Source organism: Saccharothrix sp. AJ9571 (assembly GCF_021725495.1).
Classification (GTDB): Bacteria; Actinomycetota; Actinomycetes; order Mycobacteriales; family Pseudonocardiaceae; genus Amycolatopsis; species Amycolatopsis magusensis.
This window is the reverse complement of sequence record NZ_CP091382.1, coordinates 2,903,824-2,919,088: the sequence shown is the minus strand read 5'-3', so window position 1 is coordinate 2,919,088 and position 15,265 is coordinate 2,903,824. Positions and strand designations below refer to the sequence as shown.

Annotated in this window: 15 protein-coding genes; 6 read left to right on the top strand and 9 right to left on the bottom strand. The window is 70.0% G+C overall.

The features are described 5' to 3' along the window. Window positions 1–1,266 (bottom strand): aspartate kinase, encoded by a 1,266-nt coding sequence (locus tag L3Q67_RS13005; protein WP_499189745.1) that lies wholly within the window; start codon window positions 1,264–1,266, stop codon window positions 1–3. A gap of 145 nt (window positions 1,267–1,411) precedes the next feature. Between L3Q67_RS13005 and L3Q67_RS13000 the strand changes: the two genes are divergently transcribed. Both L3Q67_RS13000 and L3Q67_RS12995 read left to right on the top strand, forming a co-directional pair. Continuing rightward, window positions 1,412–2,662 carry a putative hexosyltransferase gene (locus tag L3Q67_RS13000; RefSeq protein ID WP_499189744.1) on the top strand — a complete coding sequence of 417 codons (1,251 nt, stop codon included), beginning with the start codon at window positions 1,412–1,414 and terminating at the stop codon, window positions 2,660–2,662. Then, entirely contained in the window at window positions 2,662–3,243 is a 582-nt protein-coding gene (locus tag L3Q67_RS12995) for a nitroreductase family protein (protein WP_499189743.1), read from the top strand. Before L3Q67_RS13000 ends, L3Q67_RS12995 begins: the two co-directional genes overlap by 1 nt. A gap of 4 nt (window positions 3,244–3,247) precedes the next feature. Here L3Q67_RS12995 and L3Q67_RS12990 read toward each other — a convergent pair whose 3' ends face one another. After that, complete coding sequence (locus L3Q67_RS12990; protein ID WP_499189742.1) at window positions 3,248–3,706, bottom strand: hypothetical protein; 459 nt, start codon at window positions 3,704–3,706, stop codon at window positions 3,248–3,250. A 231-nt stretch (window positions 3,707–3,937) separates the two neighbouring features. Between L3Q67_RS12990 and leuA the strand changes: the two genes are divergently transcribed. The 3 genes from leuA to L3Q67_RS12975 are packed head-to-tail and all read left to right on the top strand — an operon-like array spanning window position 3,938 to window position 7,166. After that, the gene (gene leuA, locus L3Q67_RS12985) at window positions 3,938–5,722 is read left to right on the top strand and encodes a 2-isopropylmalate synthase (protein WP_499189741.1); all 1,785 of its coding nucleotides are present in this window, start codon (window positions 3,938–3,940) and stop codon (window positions 5,720–5,722) included. Window positions 5,723–5,728: 6 nt separating this feature from the next. Continuing rightward, window positions 5,729–6,733 carry a helix-turn-helix transcriptional regulator gene (locus tag L3Q67_RS12980; RefSeq protein WP_499189740.1) on the top strand — a complete coding sequence of 335 codons (1,005 nt, stop codon included), beginning with the start codon at window positions 5,729–5,731 and terminating at the stop codon, window positions 6,731–6,733. 31 nt (window positions 6,734–6,764) lie between these two features. Continuing rightward, window positions 6,765–7,166, top strand: a complete 402-nt coding sequence (locus L3Q67_RS12975) for a helix-turn-helix domain-containing protein (RefSeq protein WP_499189739.1) — start codon at window positions 6,765–6,767, stop codon at window positions 7,164–7,166. Between the two features lie 463 nt (window positions 7,167–7,629). Here the strand turns inward: L3Q67_RS12975 and L3Q67_RS12970 are convergent, their stop codons facing one another. Beyond that, entirely contained in the window at window positions 7,630–8,547 is a 918-nt protein-coding gene (locus L3Q67_RS12970; RefSeq protein WP_499189738.1) for an SDR family oxidoreductase, read from the bottom strand. A gap of 23 nt (window positions 8,548–8,570) precedes the next feature. Further along, a complete protein-coding gene (locus tag L3Q67_RS12965; protein WP_499189737.1) occupies window positions 8,571–9,542 on the bottom strand; it encodes a LysR family transcriptional regulator in 972 nt (323 codons plus the stop codon). Between the two features lie 94 nt (window positions 9,543–9,636). On the opposite strand from L3Q67_RS12965, the gene L3Q67_RS12960 reads away from it, so the two are divergent. After that, window positions 9,637–10,587 carry an EamA family transporter gene (locus tag L3Q67_RS12960; RefSeq protein WP_499189736.1) on the top strand — a complete coding sequence of 317 codons (951 nt, stop codon included), beginning with the start codon at window positions 9,637–9,639 and terminating at the stop codon, window positions 10,585–10,587. Here L3Q67_RS12960 and L3Q67_RS12955 read toward each other — a convergent pair. The 5 genes from L3Q67_RS12955 to L3Q67_RS12935 all read right to left on the bottom strand — a co-directional run bounded on the left by L3Q67_RS12955 (window position 10,498) and on the right by L3Q67_RS12935 (window position 15,257). Next, window positions 10,498–11,139, bottom strand: coding sequence for an SDR family oxidoreductase (locus L3Q67_RS12955; protein ID WP_499189735.1), 642 nt, complete (start codon window positions 11,137–11,139; stop codon window positions 10,498–10,500). The two genes, L3Q67_RS12960 and L3Q67_RS12955, sit on opposite strands and share 90 nt — an antisense overlap. Window positions 11,140–11,206: 67 nt before the next feature. Continuing rightward, complete coding sequence (locus L3Q67_RS12950; RefSeq protein ID WP_499189734.1) at window positions 11,207–12,325, bottom strand: ABC transporter ATP-binding protein; 1,119 nt, start codon at window positions 12,323–12,325, stop codon at window positions 11,207–11,209. Next, window positions 12,322–13,320 (bottom strand): ABC transporter ATP-binding protein, encoded by a 999-nt coding sequence (locus L3Q67_RS12945; RefSeq protein ID WP_499189733.1) that lies wholly within the window; start codon window positions 13,318–13,320, stop codon window positions 12,322–12,324. Before L3Q67_RS12945 ends, L3Q67_RS12950 begins: the two co-directional genes overlap by 4 nt. A 6-nt stretch (window positions 13,321–13,326) precedes the next feature. Next, on the bottom strand, window positions 13,327–14,256 hold the full coding sequence (locus tag L3Q67_RS12940) for an ABC transporter permease (RefSeq protein WP_499189732.1): 930 nt from the start codon (window positions 14,254–14,256) through the stop codon (window positions 13,327–13,329). Further along, entirely contained in the window at window positions 14,253–15,257 is a 1,005-nt protein-coding gene (locus L3Q67_RS12935; protein WP_499189731.1) for an ABC transporter permease, read from the bottom strand. The genes L3Q67_RS12940 and L3Q67_RS12935 overlap by 4 nt, the downstream gene beginning before the upstream one ends. Window positions 15,258–15,265 lie beyond the last annotated feature (8 nt).

Below are 15,265 nucleotides of genomic sequence, written 5' to 3'. Positions count from 1 at the left end.
CTATCGACCACTTCCCGCGTAGACGACGGCCTCTTCGTCGCCGCCCAGTTCGAATGCGTCATGGATGGCGCGCACCGCGTCGTCGAGTTGCGCGTCCCGGATCAGCACGGAGATGCGGATCTCGGAGGTGTTGATGATTTCGATGTTCACCCCGACCTTGGACAGGGCTTCGCAGAAGGTGGCGGTGACCCCGGGGTGCGAGCGCATGCCGGCGCCGACCAGGGAGACCTTGCCGACGTGGTCGTCGTAGAGCACCGAGGAGAAGCCGAGCTCCTCCTTGATCTTCTCCAGCGCCGCGACCGCCTTGGGGCCGTTGGCCTTCGACAGCGTGAAGGTGATGTCCGTGCGCCCCGACGAGGTGTTGGAGACGTTCTGCAGCACCATGTCGATGTCGATCTCGGCGTCGGCGATCACCCGGAAGATCCGGGCGGCGGCACCGGCGTGGTCCGGCACCCCGGTCACCGTGATCTTGGCTTCGGAGCGGTCGTGCGCCACACCGGTGATCAACGCTTGTTCCACGGGGATCTCCTCGATCGATCCGGTCACCGTCGTGCCCGGCTTGTCACTGTAGGAAGAACGGACTCGGATCGGCACGCCGTAGCGCCGCGCGTACTCCACCGACCGCAGGTGCAGGATCTTCGAACCGCTCGCCGCGAGTTCCAGCATTTCCTCGTACGGCACGGAATCCAGCTTGCGCGCGTCCGGCACGATGCGGGGGTCGGCCGAGTACACACCGTCCACATCGGAGTAGATCTCGCACACGTCGGCGTTGAGCGCCGCGGCCAGCGCCACCGCGGTGGTGTCCGAGCCACCGCGGCCGAGCGTGGTGATGTCCTTGGTGTCCTGCGCCACGCCCTGGAACCCGGCGACCAGCGCGACGTAACCCTGTTCCAGTGCTTCGCTGACCCGGCTCGGGGTGACGTCGATGATCCGCGCGTTGCCGTGCACGGCCGTGGTCACCACCCCCGCCTGCGATCCGGTGAACGACCAGGCCTGCGCGCCCTGGGCGGAGATGGCCATCGCGACCAGCGCGTTGGAGATGCGCTCACCCGCGGTGAGCAGCATGTCCATCTCCCGCTCCGGCGGAACCGGGTTCACCTGCTGGGCCAGGTCGAGCAGTTCGTCGGTGGTGTCGCCCATCGCCGAGCAGACCACCACCACCTCGTTCCCGGCCTTTTTCGTGGCCACGATCCGCTCGGCCACGCGCTTGATCCGATCAGCGCTCTCCAACGACGATCCGCCGTACTTCTGGACTACGAGCGCCACGGCCCGAACCTCCTCGCCGAGCGGGCGCCGAGCCCGCTCCATCGAATTCGACTCAGTCGGTGAGCCTACCGGGATCAGGCCGTCCGGGCGTGTCGTCGTGTGGCCCCGACCACTGCGAATGGCCTGCTCGACTAGGCTGTCCGGCGTGTCCAGCACATCGGTGACCGACCTCACCGGCGCGGCCGGGGCGGGCCGTGACGGGAATTCCGGCGGTGCGCATCACCGGCAGCCGGACGAACGCCGGGACGGGCTGCGCAGAGCGGGGTTCTTCCTCCTGCCGGCGATCCTCTTCCTCGCCGTGCGCCAGCTCGGGGTGCTGGTGCTGTCCGTCCTTTCCGGAGTGAACAACACCACAACACACGATTCGCTGACGGCGTGGGACGGGCAGTGGTTCCTCGGCATCGCCCAGGGCGGTTACGCCGGGGTGCCGCCGGGTCTGGTGGACGCCTTCGGCCGCCGCGGCTTCGACACCCCGCTCGCCTTCTTCCCCGGCTACCCGACCGCGGTGCGCTGGCTCACCGGCCTGACCGGGCTCGAGCTGTCCACGGCGGCTTTCCTCATCAGTGGCTTCTTCGGCGTCGTGACCGCCTACGCCCTGATGAAGCTCGGCCGGATGATCCGGGGTGGCTCGGACCGGACCGGCTACATCCTCGTGGTGCTCTTCGCCGCCTCGCCGATGGGCGTGGTGCTGTCGATGGCCTACTCGGAGTCGATGTTCTGCGCGGCCGCCGCGTGGGCACTGGTGTTCTTGCTGGACCGGCAGTGGCTGGCCGCCGGCGCCTGCACCGCGGTGGCCGGGCTGGTGCGCCCGACCGCGGCGGCGGTGCTGCTCGCGGTCGGCGTCGCGGTGCTGCTGCACGTGGTCCGCAAGCGCGAGTTCTGGCACCCGCTGGCCGGGCTGCTGGTCGCGCCGGTCGGTCTGGTCGGCTACCTGACCTGGGTCGGCGTCCAGCTCCGCCCGCACGCCGGGTGGTTCGACCAGCTGCAGGCGTGGACCGATCTGCAGCGGCGCGGGTGGGACTCGCGGTTCGACTGGGGCCAGGCCACGGTGACCTTCGCGGGCAAGGCGCTCGGCCGGTCGGGCAACGTGCTGGAGATCGCCACCATCGCGATCCTGGTGGCCGCGCTGGTGCTCGTGGTGATCGCGATCAAGCAGCGGCTGGAGCTGCCGCTGGTGCTCTACGGGGTCGGCGTGCTGCTGATGGACCTCGGCTCGAACGGGCTGATGAACTCCAAGGCCAGGCTGCTGGTGCCGGCGTTCACCCTGCTCATCCCGCTGGCGCTGGCGCTGGCGAAGCGCCGGACGTCGACCGTGGTGCTGACGCTGTGCGCGGCGGCCGTGGCCAGCGCGTGGTTCGGCGCGTATTCGCTGACGATTTGGCAGTATGCGATCTGATGAAGGACGCCGAGACGAGTGTGCCGGTCCACGACCTGATCCGGCGGCGCTGGAGCCCGCGGGCGCTGGACGAGACGGCCGTGGTGACCAGGGCGCAGCTGACCGCGCTGCTAGAGGCGGCGCGCTGGGCCCCGTCCTACGGCAACACGCAGCCCGCGCGGTACCTGGTCGGCTTTCGCGGGGACAAGACGTTCGACGGCATCCTCGGCACGCTGAACTCGGGGAACCAGTCGTGGGCGCACCGCGCGGGGGCGTTGCTGATCGGCGCCGTGGTGACCGCGAACGACAAGGGTGACATCCCGTACGCCGAGTACGGCCTGGGCCTGGCGAGCGAGAACCTCGTGCTGCAGGCGATCGCGGAGGGGCTGGTCGCGCACCAGATGGCGGGCTTCAACCCCCACCTCGTGCGGCGCGAGTTCGACCTGCCGGACGACGTGACCCCCCTGGTCGCCATCGCCGTCGGCACCCTGGGCGATCCCGCCCAGCTGGACGAGCGGCGCCGGGACCGCGAAACAGCCACGAGGCGACGGGTGCCGCTGTCGGAATTCGCCTTCACCGAGACCTGGGGTCAGGCGTTCTGACCGGTCAGGCGCCACCCACGCGGCGGATGATCTTCGCCACGAGCGACGACACGATCAGCCAGAAGATCGCCGCGATGCCGTAGTTGACCAGCACCTGGGCCTTGGGGTCGGAGATGTTGGTGAACAGGTCGCCGAAGCCCAGCGCGAGCGGCTCCGCCCAGCTGCCGATGAACTGCGTGATGCCGTTCTCCGGGTTCGCGCCGCCGACCACCAGAATCACGTGCACGGCCAGCACCAGCGCGAAGACCAGGCCGACCCAGCGCACGATCGCGGCCAGCAGGCCGACGATCCGCAGCCTGGTCGCGCGCCGGTTCGCCCGGCGCTGCTCCTCAGCGGCGTCGTTCTTGAGCGCCTCCTCTTCGCGGAACATCTCCGCGCGCGCCGGCGTGCCGGCGACCGGGGGCAATGCCTGCGTCGGGGCCTCGTCGTGACCCTTCACCGGCTTCTCGGAGTGCTCACCCATGCCAGGCAGTTTCGCACGGCGACCGCACCGGGGGCTACTTGTGAGTAACGATCGCGGGTTTGTTCCCGAGCCGTGACCGTGGTTAAGCTGACCGGCGTGGCACGCGCTCTCCTGCTTCGCTGCCGCGACGGGGCCTGACCAGACCGGCTCCTCGTCGCGGGGCTTTGTGGTGCTGGCAAAACACCGCGCCGGTCGTTCCCCGAAGTCCGAAGCAGCAGGAGTAGCCAGATCATGAGCACGCCCGAAAAGCCCGCGGCCAGCCGGATTCGCAAGCCCTCCCGGCCCGCCCCGGCGGACCAGCCCCCGTGGAATCCCCAGCGCGGCACCTCCATGCCGGTGCACCGCTACCGCCCGTGGTTCGAACTGGTCGAAAACATCGAAGTAGCCGACCGCACCTGGCCGGACCGCCGCATCGAGCGCGCGCCGCTGTGGTGCGCGGTCGACCTGCGTGACGGCAACCAGGCGCTGATCGACCCGATGTCGCCCGCCCGCAAGCGCAAGTTCTTCGAACTGCTGGTGCGCATGGGGTACAAGGAGATCGAGGTCGGCTTTCCGGCCGCCAGCCAGACCGACTTCGACTTCGTCCGCGAGATCATCGACGAAGGCGCCATCCCCGACGACGTGCACATCCAGGTGCTGACCCAGTGCCGCCCGGAGCTGATCGAGCGCACCTTCCAGGCGCTGGAGGGCGCCCCGCGCGCGATCGTCCACATCTACAACTCCACCTCGATCCTGCAGCGCCGCGTGGTCTTCCGCGAGGAGCGCGAGGGCATCAAGAAGATCGCGCTGCAGGCCGCGGACCTGGTGGTCGAGTACGCGGCGAAGTACTCCGACACCGACTTCCGCTTCCAGTACTCGCCGGAGTCCTACACCGGCACCGAGCTGTCCTACGCCGCCGAGGTGTGCAACGCGGTCACCGACATCTGGAAGCCGACCCCCGAGCGCCCGGCGATCCTGAACCTGCCCGCCACCGTCGAGATGGCCACGCCGAACGTCTACGCCGACTCGATCGAGTGGATGCACCGCAACCTGGAGCGCCGCGACTCGGTGATCCTGTCGCTGCACCCGCACAACGACCGCGGCACCGGCATCGCCGCCGCCGAGCTGGGATACCAGGCGGGCGCGGACCGGATCGAGGGCTGCCTGTTCGGCAACGGCGAGCGCACCGGCAACGTGGACCTGGTCGCGCTGGGCATGAACCTGTACAGCCAGGGCATCGACCCGCAGATCGACTTCTCCGACATGGACGAGATCAAGCGCACGGTCGAGTACTGCAACCAGCTGCCGGTGCCCGAGCGCAGCCCGTGGGGCGGTGACCTGGTGTTCACCGCGTTCTCCGGCAGCCACCAGGACGCGATCAACAAGGGGCTGGACGCGCTGGGCAAGGCCGCCGAGAAGGCGGGCGTGCCGGTGGACGAGCACCCGTGGGAGGTCCCGTACCTGCCGATCGACCCGAAGGACGTCGGCCGCAACTACGAGGCCGTGATCCGGGTGAACTCGCAGTCCGGCAAGGGCGGCGTGGCCTACATCATGAAGAGCGAGCACCAGCTGGACCTGCCGCGGCGGCTGCAGATCGAGTTCTCCAAGACCATCCAGCGGCACACCGACACCGCCGGTGGCGAGGTCGACGCGACCACCATGTGGACCGCGTTCTCGGCCGAGTACCTGGAGCCGAAGGTGCCGCTGGAGCTGGTGCGCCAGCACGTGACCGACAACGGCGGCGGTGAGTACGAGATCGCCGCGACGGTCCGGGTGGACGGCGACGAGCACGAGATCACCGGCCGCGGCAACGGCCCGATCGCCTCGTTCTTCGACGCGCTGGCCGGGGTCGGCTTCGACCTGCGGCTGCTGGACTACAGCGAGCACACGCTCACCCCGGGTGACGACGCGAAGGCGGCGTCCTACATCGAATGCGCGATCGACGACCGCGTGTTCTGGGGCGTCGGCGTGGACCCGTCGATCGTCACGGCCTCGCTGCGGGCCGTGGTGTCCGCGGTGAACCGCTCGCACCGGTAGGCGGACGTGCGCGCCGAGCGGCTGGTCGCCCTGTTGTTCACCCTGCAGCGCAAACGCGGGGCGACGGCGGCGGAACTGGCCGGCGAGCTCGGCGTGTCCGAGCGGACCATGCACCGCGACCTGGCCGCGCTCCGCGACGCCGGCGTTCCACTGTGGACCGAGCAGGGCCGCAACGGCGGGGTGCGCCTCGTCGATGGCTGGCGCGCCCGCCTCGACGGGCTGACCTCGCGGGAGGCCGTGGCGATCTTCGCCTTCGGCGTCCCGGAGGCGCTGGGCGCGCTCGGCCTGGGAACCGCGGTGTCGGCGGCGCACGCGAAGGTGTCGGCGAGCCTGCCGAAGGAGCTGCGTGAGCAGGCGGAACACGTGGCCGGGCGCTTCCACCTGGACGCGCCCGGCTGGTTCCGCGGCGAGGACTCGGCTGGCTCGCTGGCCGTGGTGACGCGGGCGGTGTGGGAGTCGCGGCAGCTCCGGATTTCCTACCAGCGGCGGGACAAGCTCACCGAACGCCTGCTCGAGCCGCTGGGCCTCGTGCTCAAAGCGGGGGTCTGGTACCTGGTCGCCCGGGTCCCGGAGGACGACGCGATCCGCACGTACCGGGTGGGCCGGATCACCGACGCGGAGCTACTCGACCAGCGCTTTCCGCGGCCCGCGGACTTCGACCTGGCGGGCTGGTGGCGCCAGTCGTCGGCGGAGTTCGAGCGGTGGACCATGCAGCTGGAGGTCACCCTACGGCTGAGCGCCCGAGCCTTCCGGCGGCTGCCACAGGTGCTGGGGCTGGAGTCGATGGGTTCGTCGCTGCTGGAACACCACCCCCTCGCGGACGGCTGGATCCAGGCGCGGCTGATGATGGAAACCGAGCACATCGCCGTCGGACAGCTGACCTCTTTGGGGAGTGAGGTGGAGGTCCTTTCACCCGCCTCGGTCCGGGCGGCGCTGGCGGACGTCGGCGCCGCGATGGCCACCCGAAACGCCCCGCGGCCCGCCATTGCCGATCCGGCCAGCCAGGCGTAGCATAAATGTCACGCTACGCCGGAGGTGTCCCATGACGAGGTCCCAGTTCTGGGACGACCTGGTGGAAGACCTCCGTGACCCGGAACTGCTGCGGGCCCACATCGTCGAAAGCGTCCGGATCGAGACCGTCGACCGGCTGATCAACGGCCTCGACCAGGCGCGGCGGGACGACGAACTGAGCAAGGCCGAGCTGGCGCGGGCGATCAGCGAGACCCCTTCGGTGGTACGGCGGCTCCTGTCGTCGCCCGGCCAGCGCAACCCGACGATCGGCACGCTGGCCGAAATCGCGGCGGCACTCGGCCTGCGCATCACACTGGAGCCGCTGACCGCCGATGAGCAGGCGAAGGTCACGCAGCCACTGCGAACCGGGATGACGGATGCCCCGGAGGACGTCGCCGAACACATCAGCCGGCGACGCGCCCTGATCAGCTGAACGACCGCGGATTGCGGCGCCGATACTTGCTCACGCCTTTCGCCTCGTAGTCGAGCAGGCAGAACAGCCGATAGTGATGCCTTCTCGCGCGGTGCAGGAGAAACGTCGCGGATACGTTCGTAATCCACGTGAACGTGTCGCGGACCGGTGTCATGAATGTGGCTTTCGGGACGTCTGGCGTCCCGAAAGCCACATTCGTGACATGGCTGGTGGCTCCACGGCCGAACGCAGGCTCGCCCGCCCGAACGTAGAACTCGGCCCCTGAACGTGGGACTCGGCTACCCCGACGTAGAACTCGTTTGCCCGAATGTGGAACTCGGCTACCTGAACGTGGAATTCGCGCGCTCGAATGTCGAACTCGAATGCACGAGTGTGGAACTCGGGTGCGCGAACGTAGGACTCGAATGCACGAATGTCGAACTCGGGTGCGCGAACGTGGGACTCGGGCGGGGGTGGGGATTGGTTAGCGGTAGCCGGTGGGGTTGGCGGGTTTGCCGACTGATTCGACTTCGGTGATGTAGCGCCAGGCGTCCGGGCGGCTGCCGTCGATGTCGTCGATCGAGTACAGCTGGGCCAGCTGGCCGCTGCTCACCGTCTGACCCGCGAATCGGCCCCGGTCCGGGTCTGCGGCCAGGGCGGCGACGGTGCGGCCCGCGAACGTCGGGGTTTCCGAGATGCAGAAGTGCGGGTGTTCGGCCGTCGCGTCCTGCCAGTTGGCTTCGGTGACGCCGAACGCCTCCAGCATCGCCTCCGAGCGCAGCCAGCCCGGGGTGAACCCGATCGCCGTGCAGTCGTACGGCTCCAGTTCCGCCGCCTGCCCGATCGCCAGCAGGTGCCCGTTCGCCTTCGCCAGGTAGTACGGCAGCGTCGCCCCCTTGCGGTAGTTCGCGTTGTACTCCTGCGTGCCGTCGGTCATCTCGACCACCAGCCCACCCGGCTGCCGGATCATCAGCGGCAGCAGGTGGTGGCTGGTGATCAGGTGCGAGTGCACGCCCAGCCGCAGCTGGTGCAGGCCCTTCTCCAGGTCGTGCTTCCAGATGGGCGCGTCCCACTCCAGGAACCCGTCACCGCCCCACAGGCCGTTGACCAGGATGTCCAGCTTCCCCTGCTCGCGGTCCACCCGCGCCGCCAGCTCGGCCACCTGCGCGCTCTCCAGGTGGTCCACCCGGATCGCGATCGCCTTGCCACCCGCGCGTTCCACCAGTTCCGCGGTGTCCTCGATGGACTCCGGGCGGTCCACTTCGGACCGCTGGGTCCTGGTGGTGCGGCCCGTGACGTACACCGTCGCCCCCAGGCGGCCGAGTTCGACCGCGATGGCCCGGCTCGCGCCGCGGGTACCCCCGGCCACCAGCGCCACCTTGCCCGACAGTGCGCTTCCCATGCGTGCTCCGTTCTCGTCGTTCATCAACGAGACCCAGCATCGGCCCGAACCATGACAGAACCTGGCATGGTTCCGGGAATTCGCCCGGAAGTCCCGGTCGTCGCGGCGACCTCGGCGTGCAGTGCGTCGAGCACGGCGGCCACCGCGGGACGGCTCGCCGCGCCCTTGCGCAGCACCACCTCGATGTGCCGGGCGGCGCGGATCCCGGCGAGCGGGCGCCGCAGCAGGCAGTCGCCCGCCGAGCGGCTGATCGCGTACCGCGGCAGCAGCGCCACCCCGTGCCCGGCCCCGACCAGCGCCTCGATCACCCGGAAGTCGTTGATCCGCTGGAACACCGTCGGCTGCACGCCGGTCCGCACGGTCAGCGACCGCAGCACGTCGTCCACCGGGAACCCGACGTCGACCCCGATCCAGCGCTCCCCCGCCAGGTCGGCGAGGTCGACGCGTTCCTCACCGCCGAGCCGGTGTCCCGGTGGCAGTGCCACGTCCAGCGGCTCACGCAGCAGGTGGACCACGTCGTGCCGGTCGGAGCCGAAGGGTGGCGCGTGCTCGTCGCGGTGGGTCACCACCAGGTCGAAGTCGGCGACCAGGCCCGGCACCTCGGGCCGGGTCATGTCGATGTCGCGCACGTCCAGCTCGAGCCCGTCGAACTCGGCGACCCGGTGCAGCAGGCCCGGCAGCAACAACAGCGCGCCCGACGGGAACATCGCCAACCGGACCCGGCCGCGCGGCACGCTGCGGTAGGTGTCCAGTTCGGACTCCGCCCGCTCCAGCGCGGCGAGGACCTCGTCGGCCCGGGCGACCAGCGCGCGGCCCGCGTCGGTGAGCCGGAGCCCGCGGCCCGCCGGTTCGGTCAACGGCAGGCCGACCTCCGCCTGCAACGCCCGGAGCTGCTGCGAGACCGCCGACGGCGTGCAGTGCAACGCCCTGGCCGCCGCCGTCACGCTGCCCCGGTCGGCGAACTCGCGCAGGGTCCGCAACCGCCCGATGTCCATGCGCGGCAGCCTAGAGCAATCCTGAAGACGCGCTTCAAGGTCATTGCAAATATTCTCGCTGGTCCTTCACGATCGTGGGCTGCACAGTGGACGCATGGCCCGCCGAGATCTCTTCACCGCGTTGCTGGTCGCCGTGCTCTGGGGCTGCAACTTCCTCGCCATCCACGCCCTGCTCGGGCACTTCCCGCCGTTGTTCGCCGGCGCGCTGCGGTTCGCCGTCATCGCCGTGCCGACCATCCTCTTCGTGCCGTGGCCGAAGGTGAAGCTGCGTCACCTGCTCGGCTACGGCCTCGGCTTCGGCACCGGCCAGTTCGCCTTCTTGTTCATCGCGATGGACATCGGCATGCCGACCGGGCTGGCGTCACTGGTGCTGCAGGCGTCGGCGCCGTTCACCGTGCTGCTCGGGACGGTGTTCCTGCGCGAGAAGTTCAGCCGCCGCCAGACCGTCGGCATCGTCGTCGCGATGGGTGCGATGGCGGCGATCGCCGCGCAGCAGGCCGAGACGGCCGCGCTCCTGCCGGTGCTGCTCACCCTGCTGGCCGCGCTGAGCTGGGCCGTCGGCAACCTCAGCACACGACGCGCCAAGCCGTCGAACGCGCTGCACTTCACGCTGTGGATGTCCGTGGTGCCGCCGCTGCCGATGCTCGCGCTGTCGATGCTGGTCGAAGGCCCGGGAGCCGGTTGGACCGCGCTGACCACGATCGCCACCCCCACCGGCTGGACCTCGATGGCCGGGCTCGCCTACATCGTGCTCTTCGGCACCATCATCGGCTCCGGCCTGTGGACCCTGCTGATGCAGCGCTACCCGGCGGGCCGGGTCGCGCCGTTCTCGCTGCTGGTGCCGGTGGTCGGCATGTCGGGCGCGTTCGTGTTCCTCGGCGAACGGCCGCACCCGGTGGAAATCCTGGCGGGCTTGGTGCTGGTGGGCGGGGTACTGCTCGGCTCGACCAGCGGATCAGCTGATCGACGCCAGCGCCGTGCCGAGCGGAACCTCACCGGCGAGGACGTCGAACCCGCGGTTCTCCGTGAGCGGCTCGCTCAGTGACGCCACCAGCACCGCGGCCACGTCCTGCCGCGAAATCCGCCCGGGCTCGAGGTGCCCGGCGAGCCGGACCCGGCCGGTGAACGGGTCGTCGGTGAGCGTGCCGGGCCGGACCACCGTCCAGGTCAGGCTGGACCGGCGCAGGATGCTGTCGGAAGCCTGCTTGGCCAGGAGGAACGAGCGCACCAGCCGGTCGCCCTGGTCCGGGGAGTCGGCGAACTGCGCGGAGAGCTGGAGGAAGCGGACCACACCCGCCTTCTCGGCCGCGCGGACCGCGGCGATGGCGCCGTCGCGGTCGACCAGGTTCACCGCGGACGGGTCCGGATCGGCCGCCCCGGCGGTGTTGATCACCACGTCGGCCCCGGCGCAGGCGTCGACCAGCGCCTCCGGGAAGGAGGCCAGGTCCGCGATCACCGGCTCGGCACCGAGCGCGGCGGCTTCCTCGCCACGACGTTTGCCGCGGACGCCCGCCCGCACCGTGTGACCCTGCCGCAGCAGCATCCGCACCACGTGGATCCCCGTCCGTCCGGACGCCCCCAGCACTGTGACCCGCATAACAGTGATGTTGCCATGAAAACGGCCCCACCGGCGGAAACCCGGTGGGGCCGTTATCGCAATAGCCCTACACGTCCATCGCCTCGACGACCGAGGCCACGTGCGGGACGTCGGGGTTCACGCCCGCGTCCACCTCCACCAGTTCCGCCGGCACCTCGTGCGGCTTGATCCGGCCGTCGCGGATGTCTTCGGCCCAGTGGCAGGCCACCCGGTGACCGGGCGCCGCGCCCTCGAGGACCCGCAGCTGCGGGCGCTCGGTGTCGCACAGCGTCTCCTGCTTCCACGGGCACCGCGTGTGGAAGCGGCAGCCGGTCGGCGGATTGGCGGGCGAGGGCAGGTCACCGGCGAGCAGGATCTGCTCGCGGCTGTCCTCCACCACCGGGTCCGGCACCGGGATCGCCGAGAGCAGCGCCCGGGTGTACGGGTGCAGCGGCTCCTCGTACAACGCGTCGGAGTCGGCCTCCTCCACCAGCGAACCCAGGTACATCACGCCGATCCGGTCGGAGATGTGCCGCACCACGGCCAGGTCGTGCGCGATCACCAGGTAGGTCAGCCCGAGGCGGTCCTGCAGCTCCTCCATCAGGTTGACCACCTGCGCCTGCACCGAGACGTCCAGTGCGGACACCGGCTCGTCGGCCACGATCAGGTCCGGCTCGACCGCCAGCGCCCGCGCGATGCCGATGCGCTGGCGCTGTCCCCCGGAGAACTCGTGCGGGTACTTCCGCAGCGAACTCTCCGGCAGGCCGACCGAGTTGAGCAGCTCGCGCAACCGCGCCGCGGTCTGCTCCTTGCCCTTGTCGAGCCCGTGCGCGCGCATGCCCTCGACCAGGATGGACTCCACCGACTGGCGCGGGTCCAGGCTGGACAGCGGGTCCTGGAAGATCATCTGCATCCGCCGGCGCATCTTGCGCAGGTTCTCGCCCTTGAGCTTGGCCACGTCGGTGCCGTCGAAGACCACCGAACCCTCGGTCGGCTCGGTCAGCCGCAGCATCGCCCGCCCGAGGGTGGACTTGCCGCAGCCGGACTCGCCGACCAGCCCGTAGGTCTCCCCGCGCTCGATCGACAGGTCCACCCCGTCCACGGCGTAGACGTAACCGACGGTCTTGTCGATCACCACGCCGCGCTTGATCGGGAAGTGCACCTTCAGGCCCTCGACGCTGACCAGCACGTCGTTGTTCTCGCTCATCGGGCTCCCTCCCCCGCGGTCGCCTTCGGCAGCGCCACCGGGTTGTGGCAGCGCAGCAGCCCGGCCCCGTCCGGCTCCAGTGCCGGGGTCACCTGGCGGCAGGTGTCCAGCGCGTTCGGGCAGCGGGGCGCGAAGGCGCACCCGTTGTCCCACGGAATGTTGTCGGCCACCGAACCGCGGATCGGGACCAGTTTCTCCCCGCGCCCGGCGTCCAGCCGCGGGATGGAGGCGAGCAGCCCGTGGGTGTACGGGTGCCGCGGCTCGGCGAACAGCGCGTGCCGCTCGGCCCGTTCCACGATCTTGCCGCCGTAGAGCACGTTCACCTCGTCGCAGAGGCCGGCCACCACGCCGAGGTCGTGCGTGATCATGATCAGCGCGGTGCCGGTGTCGCGCACCAGTTCCTGCAGCAGCGCCAGGATCTGCGCCTGGATGGTCACGTCGAGCGCGGTGGTCGGCTCGTCGGCGATGAGCAGCCGCGGCCGGCAGGCCAGCGCGATCGCGATCAGCGCGCGCTGCCGCATCCCGCCGGAAAGCTGGTGCGGGTACTCGGTCAGGCGCCGGGTCGGGTCCGGGATGCCGACCTTGGCCAGCAGGTCACCGGCCTCGACCATGGCCGCCTTGCGGGACATGCCGCGGTGGCGTTCGAGCACCTCGGTGACCTGGATGCCGATCGGGATCACCGGGTTCAGCGAGGACAGCGGATCCTGGAACACCATGCCCAGGTCCCGGCCGCGCCGGTCCCGCATCTCGCCCTCGCCGAGCTTCAGCAGGTCGGTGCCCTCGAACTTGACCGAACCGGTGACCTTGTTGCCGCGCTTGGCCAGCAGCCGCATGATCGCCAGCGAGGTCACCGACTTGCCGCAGCCGGACTCGCCGACCAGCCCGACCGTCTGGCCGGGTTCGACGTCGAAGCTGACCTCGTCCACCGCGGTGAACGGCCGCTCGCCCTTGCGCTGGAAGACGACCTTCAGGTCGCGTACTTCGAGCAGAGCCATGTCATCTCACCGCCTGTTCTTCGGGTCGAGTGCCTCGCGCATGGACTCCCCGAGCAGGGTGAAGCCCAGCGCCACGATGATGATCGCGATGGCCGGGTAGAAGGCCAGTTCCGAGCGGATGTCCAGGAACTGCCTGGCCGCCTTGCCCAGCATCAGGCCCCACTCCGCACGGGTCGGGTCCGGGTCGCCGAGGCCGAGGAACGACAGCGCCGCCGCCTCGATGATCGAGGTGGCCAGCGTCAGCGTGGCCTGCACGATGACCGGGCCCAGCGAGTTCGGCAGCATGTGCCGCAGCACGATGGTGTGCCGCTTGACGCCGAGCGAGGTCGCCGCCAGCACGTGGTCGCTGGAGCGCTGCGCGAGCATGGTGCCGCGCAGGAGCCTGGCGAAGATCGGCACGCTCACCATGGCGACCGCGATGATCACCGTCCACTGGCTCGGCTTCGCCGCCAGCGCGGCGATCGAAATGGCCAGCAGCAGGCTCGGGATGGACAGCATGACGTCCACCAGGCGCATCAGCACGGTGTCGACCCAGCCGCCGAACGCACCCGCGATCCCGCCGATGATCATGCCGATGACCAGGCCGATCAGCGTGGCCATCACGCCGACGAGCAGGGTCTGCTGCGCGCCGACGAGCATCCGGGAGAGCAGGTCGCGGCCGAAGTCGTCGACACCGAGCGGGAAGCCGGCCTGCGGACCGGGGATGATCCCCTGGCCCAGCGCCACTTCGCTCTGCAGGTAGCGCTCGTACGGGTCCTTCGGCGTGAGCAGCGGCGCGAACGCCGCGAGCAGGACGAACAACCCGGTGATCACCGCGCCGGTGATCGCCACCGGGCTGCGCGACATCCGGCGGATGGCCTGCTGCGCCAGGCTGTGCCCGGCGGTGGCGGCGAGGTCGTCGACCTTGTCCTTCTTGCGGGACAACATGTTGGTCATCGCACACGCACCCTCGGGTCGATGATGCCGTAGGAGACGTCGACCAGCATGTTCACCAGCACGTAGACCACCGCACCGAGCAGGATCAGCGCCTGCAGCCGCGGGTAGTCACGCCGCTCGATGCCCTCGGCCAGCAGCGAGCCGATGCCGTTGAGGTTGAACACCCGCTCGGTCAGCACGGCACCGCCGAGCAGCAAACCGGTCTGCAGGCCGATCGTGGTGGCCACCGGGAGCAGCGCGTTGCGCAGCACGTGCCGGCGGCGGATGGTCGGCCCGGCGAGCCCCTTGGACTGGGCGGTGCGGATGAAGTCCTCGTTCAGCACGTCGAGCACCGAGGCGCGGGTGATGCGGACGATCACCGCCAGCGGGATCGTGGCCAGCGCCGCGGCGGGCAGCACCAGGTGCACGATCGCGTCCCATGACGCGTCCCACTCCTGGGTGAGCAGCCCGTCGAGCACGGCGAAGCCGGTCACGTCGGTGGCGCCGATCAGCGTGTCCTGCCGTCCGCCGACCGGGAACAGGCCCAGTTTCTCGGCGAAGACGAACTGCAGCAGGTAACCGAGGAAGAACACCGGCACGGCGACCCCGACCAGGGTGGCCATGATCGTGGCGTTGTCCAGGAAGCCGCCGCGGAAGCGGGCGGCGACGTAGCCCAGCGGGATGCCGAGGCCGACCGCGAGCAGCAGCGCGGCGATGGACAGCTCGAGCGTCGCGGGGAGTGCGAAAGCGATCTCGGAGAGCACGGGCTGGGTGGAGATCAGCGAGCTGCCGAAGTCACCGGTGAGCACGCGGCCGAGGAACTTGAAGTACTGGATGAAGATCGGCTGGTCGAGGCCGAGGATCTGGTTCAGCTCGGCGATCTTTTCGGGGGTGGCCTTGTCGCCGAGCAGCGCGCCCGCTGGTCCACCGGGCAGTGCGCGGAGCCAGGCGAAGACAAGGATGGACAGGATCAACAGCGTCGGGATCGCTTGTAGCAACCGACGCACGATGAATCGGAGCATGGGAAGGA

Bases quoted from the DNA above. Each gene is read 5' to 3' on its own strand.
- L3Q67_RS12940 (WP_499189732.1), bottom strand. From the start codon at position 14,256: ATGACCAACATGTTGTCCCGCAAGAAGGACAAGGTCGACGACCTCGCC.
- leuA (WP_499189741.1), top strand. From the start codon at position 3,938: ATGAGCACGCCCGAAAAGCCCGCGGCCAGCCGGATTCGCAAGCCCTCC.
- L3Q67_RS12965 (WP_499189737.1), bottom strand. From the start codon at position 9,542: ATGGACATCGGGCGGTTGCGGACCCTGCGCGAGTTCGCCGACCGGGGC.
- L3Q67_RS12935 (WP_499189731.1), bottom strand. From the start codon at position 15,257: ATGCTCCGATTCATCGTGCGTCGGTTGCTACAAGCGATCCCGACGCTG.
- L3Q67_RS12990 (WP_499189742.1), bottom strand. From the start codon at position 3,706: ATGGGTGAGCACTCCGAGAAGCCGGTGAAGGGTCACGACGAGGCCCCG.
- L3Q67_RS12975 (WP_499189739.1), top strand. From the start codon at position 6,765: ATGACGAGGTCCCAGTTCTGGGACGACCTGGTGGAAGACCTCCGTGAC.
- L3Q67_RS12945 (WP_499189733.1), bottom strand. From the start codon at position 13,320: ATGGCTCTGCTCGAAGTACGCGACCTGAAGGTCGTCTTCCAGCGCAAG.
- L3Q67_RS12995 (WP_499189743.1), top strand. From the start codon at position 2,662: ATGAAGGACGCCGAGACGAGTGTGCCGGTCCACGACCTGATCCGGCGG.
- L3Q67_RS12955 (WP_499189735.1), bottom strand. From the start codon at position 11,139: ATGCGGGTCACAGTGCTGGGGGCGTCCGGACGGACGGGGATCCACGTG.
- L3Q67_RS12960 (WP_499189736.1), top strand. From the start codon at position 9,637: ATGGCCCGCCGAGATCTCTTCACCGCGTTGCTGGTCGCCGTGCTCTGG.
- L3Q67_RS12970 (WP_499189738.1), bottom strand. From the start codon at position 8,547: ATGGGAAGCGCACTGTCGGGCAAGGTGGCGCTGGTGGCCGGGGGTACC.
- L3Q67_RS12950 (WP_499189734.1), bottom strand. From the start codon at position 12,325: ATGAGCGAGAACAACGACGTGCTGGTCAGCGTCGAGGGCCTGAAGGTG.